This window comes from Candidatus Frankia alpina, assembly GCF_902806485.1.
Lineage (GTDB): Bacteria > Actinomycetota > Actinomycetes > Frankiales > Frankiaceae > Frankia > Frankia alpina.
On record NZ_CADCWT010000333.1, the window covers coordinates 1 to 4,245 of the forward strand.

Here is a 4,245-nt window from a genome sequence, read left to right on the forward strand (position 1 = left end):
CGCCTTGCCGTGCAACGGCAGCACCTCGTAGCGGAGCTGGACCGGGTCGAGTTCAACGAAAGGCATGATCGTCAGTTTAGGGACGCCCCCACCCCGGGTCGCCGTGGTCATCCCCGTAGGCGTCCCAGAACCGGAGATGGTGCGGGACGTCCCTCCCCGCTGCCGACGTCAGCGGGGAGGGACGAGGCACTGGCTGCGTGCACTTCGCTGAGTGTTCGCCGTGCGACGTCGGTGAACTCGTCGGTGTTGGTGGTGTCGCTCCAGCGCTCGTAGGCGATCTTCAAGGTGAGCGCGCCGAGCTCCGCGGCCACGCGTGAGGTCAGGTCGGCGACGCCGCGGCGTCTCAGCGCGTCGGCCAGCGCCGCGGTGAGGCCGAGTCCCTTCAGCGCCTCGCGTTCCTGCAGTTCCGCGTGGGCGGCGATCACCGCCTGCCTGCGGGCGGTGAAGGCGCGACGAGCCGGGGTGAAGGCGTCCCTCCCGACCGCGTCCAGGGCATGAGCGACCGCTTCGAGCGGGGTGGCCGTGACCGGCGCCGCGGCGATCCCCGTGGCGAGAAGGTCGGTCATCGTGTCCCCGCCGAAGAGAACTTCCCGCTTGTCGGGGAAGTAGCGGAAGAAGGTGCTCTTCGTCAGCCCGGCGCGCTCCGCAATGTCGATCACTGTCGTGTTCTCGTAGCCCCGCTGCGCGAACAGGTCGAGGGCGGCGACCACGAGCCGCTCCGGTGCGTGGGGTTGCCAGCGGGCCATGGAAACAGGGTACGGAACTTGGTCCCATCACTTGTGTACGGTGATAGGACCAGGTCCCATCACCGCGTCTGCTGGAGGTCCGCCATGAGCCGAGCCGTCATCTACGAGACGTTCGGAGGTCCCGAGGTCCTGCAGGTGCGCGAGGTCCCGCAGCCGCACGCCGGCCCGGGTGAGGTCCGCGTCCGCGTGACCGCCGCCGCCCTGAATCCGATGGACTGGATCCTCTCCTCGGCGCCCGAGTGGGCGGAGCAGTTCGGCATCACCATGCCGTCGGGCTTCGGGCACGACTTCGCCGGCGTGGTGGACGAGGTCGGCGCCGGCGCCACAGGTTGCGCGGTGGGTGACCGCGTCTACGGCGGTGCGCTGGGCCAGGCCGTCGCCGACTTCGTGGTGGTCACGCCGCCGACGCAGGTGCCCGAGGGGCCCTCGCTCTCTCGCACGCCCGTGCTGCTCTCACGCACGCCGACGGGCATCAGCGACGAGGTGGCGAGCACGCTGGCGGTGGCCGGCGGTACCGCCGCGGCCGCGCTGGCGGCGATCGGCCTGCGCTCCGGTGACACCGTCCTGATCGGCGGCGCCGCCGGCGGAGTGGGCGTGTTCGCCGTGCAGCTCGCGAAGCTCGCCGGCGCTCACGTGATCGGGACCGCGTCGCAGAGCACGTTCGACTTCCTGCGGCAGCTGGGCGCCGAGCCCGTGGCCTATGGCGCCGGGCTGGCCGACCGGGTCCGGGCGCTGGCACCGGGCGGCGTGACCGCGGCGACCGACCTGTTCGGCACCGAGACGGCCGAGACGGCGCTCGCGCTCGGCGTGCCACCCGAGCGGATCTCCACCATCGCCGCCGGGCCCAACCCTCCCGGCGGCGTGCGCGCGACCGGCGGCGCCGACGCGGCCCCGGACGCCCTGCAGCGTATCACCGACGCGATTCTTGCCGGCACGATCACCGTGCCGATCGCCGCGACCTTCCCCCTCGAGCAGACCCGCGACGCCGTCACCCTGGCAGCCGAACGTCACGTCCACGGCAAGATCGTCATCACCCTGTAGCCAGGTCTTCCGCTGACCAGTCCTGCCGCATGCCCCGCCCCGTCCTCGCACTCCGAGATGCTGCCGCGGAGGTCCGGTGCACGTTGTTGCCATTCCGAATTCTGATGATCATTCTGACCCTATGCTGCGTCCATGAGTGAACCTGTGGCGTGGAGAAGCGCGACGCCAGCACAGCGCAAGCGGCTCACCGAACTGTTCACGCAGATGGCCGGGCGGGCCCTCGCCGAGGCTCTCGCCCAGGCCACCACGTTCACCATCCTTCCGCCCGGGTCGGGTGGGGATCCTGGGACGGTCCACGGAACGTTCGGTCACGACGTCCTACCGGGTACAGTTCGCGCGCGTCATTGGTCAAGGGCCTACGCCCTCCGACGGTCTCGACGGTCTGATCAGGCAGCTGGCGGATTCCCTGAAGGGTAACCGGCGGGTTCGCCGCAGGCGCCGCGTCCGTCCCCGTGGACCGGACGGCGCCGCCACCGGCGGCGGTCACCCCCGCAGGCCGGCGGTGATCAGGGCAAGCAGGCGGGGCAGCAGGTCGGCGTCGTCGGGTGCCTGTTCGCTGGCCCAGGCGGCGGCGTTGACGAGGGTGAGCAGGTCGGCGATGTCGACCTGGGCGGGGGCGCTGCCGTGGTGGTGAGCGCGGTCGAGCAGGGCGGCTCCGGCGGCGCGGATCGCGTCGTGGCAGGCAGCCAGCGCGTCGGCGGTGCGCCGGTCGCGGATGGCGGCCATCTGGGTGGCGACCAGTCCACGCATCGCGGTGGCATGCACGGCGACGACATGCAGCCAGACGGCCAACGCATCGTCAGGATCGGGATGGGTCAGCAGGTCGCGCCCGGTGGCGCACAGCGCGTCGACGTCGTCGCCGATGAGGGCGGCCAGCAGGGCCGCGAGCGAGGGGAAGTGCCGGTAGAGCGTGCCGGCTCCCACCCCCGCCCGCTGGACGATCTTGTTCAGGGATGCGTGGGCGCCCTGTTCGGTGAACTCGGCCTTGGCCGCGCCGAGCAGCTGGTCACGGTTGTCGCGGGCGTCGGCGCGCAGGCGCCGCGGCGGGCGGGACCCGGCGGTCGTCATCTGGCTCCCTCGCGTTGCTAAGGGGAGAAGCTCTCCATATCCTACCCTTGACGTAATCGGAGAACCTCTCCGATCGGATGGTTGGTCGGCCGAGGCCGGGGGAGCCCGCGGCGGACGACTTCTCGAGGCAAGGACACGGATGAACATCGGAATCACTGTGGGTGACGTTCGGGGGCCGGCGACCCTGACGGAGGTCATCGGTCAGGTCCAGACGGCCGCCGACGCGGGCTTCACCACCGCCTGGTCGGCGCAGGCCCTCGGCTGGGACGCGCTGACCGTCCTGGCCGTCGCCGGCGCGCAGGTGCCGGGCATCGGCGTGGGCACGGCGGTGGTGCCGGTGGCGCAGCGCCATCCCCTGGTGCTGGCGAGCCAGACGCTGAGCGTGCAGGCGGCGGTCGGCGGCCGGTTCACCCTGGGAATCGGCGCCGGCATCGCCATGATGGTCCGGTCCATGTTCGGCCTGCCCACCGACCGGCCCGCCCGGCGCATGCGCGAGTACCTGTCGGTGCTGCGTCCCCTGCTGGCGGGCCAAAGCGTGACCCATCACGGCGAGACGCTCACCGCGGTGGGGGCGGTGGACCTGCCGGGTGCGACGCCGCCGCCGGTGCTGCTCGCCGCCCTCGGCCCGGCGATGCTGCGCGTGGCCGGGCAGTGCGCGGACGGCACGATCACCTGGATGGCGGGCCCCAGGACACTCGCCGACCACATCGTCCCCACGATCGGTGCCGCGGCTGCCGCAAGCGGGCGTGGCATGCCTCGGGTCGTCGCCGGATTCCTGGTCTGCGTGACGAACGACGAGGCCGCCATGCGGGACCGGGTCACCGGCCAGTTCGCTCTTGCCGGGCAGGTGCCGGAGTACCGGGCGATGTTCGACCGCGAGGGCGCCGCCGGTCCCGGCGAGGTCGCCCTCATCGGCGACGAGGACGCCCTCGCCCGGCAGCTGCGCCGCCTCGCCGACGCCGGCGTCACCGACCTGCTCGCATCCCCCGTAGGCAGCGCCGACGAGCAGGCCCGCACCACCGCTGTCCTCGCCGACCTCGCCCGGTCCACCGGCCCCGACGCCGCTCGCGGAGGTGACGACCCCTCCCTCACGCCGGTGGTGGATCCGTGGAGGCCGGATTCATCCCATTAACCGCCGTTCGGATTGGGAAAAAAGAGGGTGGGACGGGCCGTGGGCGTCCCGGTCGGCTCGACGGGGGTGGCGGTGGCAGTGGGCGTCCTGGTCGGGTCAACGGCTGTCGGACCGACGGTCGGCCCACCAGCAAGCAGCGCAGCTCGCGTCTGCTGGCCAATGTACCCGTCGGGATTCAGGCCCGCTCGCCGCTGAAAGGCAATGAGCCATTCCCGGCGTCGATTTGTGAGGTTGGGTAATTGTTGCGGGGTGTGAGTG

General features: G+C 71.8%; 5 protein-coding genes. 2 read left to right on the forward strand and 3 right to left on the reverse strand.

The annotated features are described in order from the left end of the window. Positions 1–107 precede the first annotated feature (107 nt). The gene (locus G6R25_RS22065; protein ID WP_235949435.1) at positions 108–710 is read right to left on the reverse strand and encodes a TetR family transcriptional regulator; all 603 of its coding nucleotides are present in this window, start codon (positions 708–710) and stop codon (positions 108–110) included. 120 nt (positions 711–830) lie between these two features. On the opposite strand from G6R25_RS22065, the gene G6R25_RS22070 reads away from it, so the two are divergent. Continuing rightward, positions 831–1,787: an NADP-dependent oxidoreductase gene (locus tag G6R25_RS22070; RefSeq protein WP_163554426.1), complete on the forward strand. Its 957-nt coding sequence runs from the start codon at positions 831–833 to the stop codon at positions 1,785–1,787. A 483-nt stretch (positions 1,788–2,270) separates the two neighbouring features. On the opposite strand, the gene G6R25_RS22075 is transcribed toward G6R25_RS22070, so the two are convergent. Next, positions 2,271–2,855, reverse strand: a complete 585-nt coding sequence (locus G6R25_RS22075) for a TetR/AcrR family transcriptional regulator (RefSeq protein WP_163554427.1) — start codon at positions 2,853–2,855, stop codon at positions 2,271–2,273. 139 nt (positions 2,856–2,994) lie between these two features. Here G6R25_RS22075 and G6R25_RS22080 point away from each other — a divergent pair, with 139 nt between their 5' ends. After that, positions 2,995–3,987, forward strand: coding sequence for a TIGR03564 family F420-dependent LLM class oxidoreductase (locus G6R25_RS22080; RefSeq protein ID WP_163554428.1), 993 nt, complete (start codon positions 2,995–2,997; stop codon positions 3,985–3,987). Here the strand turns inward: G6R25_RS22080 and G6R25_RS30965 are convergent. Beyond that, complete coding sequence (locus G6R25_RS30965) at positions 3,984–4,190, reverse strand: peptidoglycan-binding protein (RefSeq protein ID WP_419469399.1); 207 nt, start codon at positions 4,188–4,190, stop codon at positions 3,984–3,986. The genes G6R25_RS22080 and G6R25_RS30965 overlap by 4 nt on opposite strands. Positions 4,191–4,245: the final 55 nt, after the last annotated feature.

What these genes read in the sequence shown, in the direction of transcription:
- G6R25_RS22070 (WP_163554426.1), top strand. Translation starts at nt 831, where the DNA reads ATGAGCCGAGCCGTCATCTACGAGACGTTCGGAGGTCCCGAGGTCCTG.
- G6R25_RS22075 (WP_163554427.1), bottom strand. Translation starts at nt 2,855, where the DNA reads ATGACGACCGCCGGGTCCCGCCCGCCGCGGCGCCTGCGCGCCGACGCC.
- G6R25_RS22080 (WP_163554428.1), top strand. Translation starts at nt 2,995, where the DNA reads ATGAACATCGGAATCACTGTGGGTGACGTTCGGGGGCCGGCGACCCTG.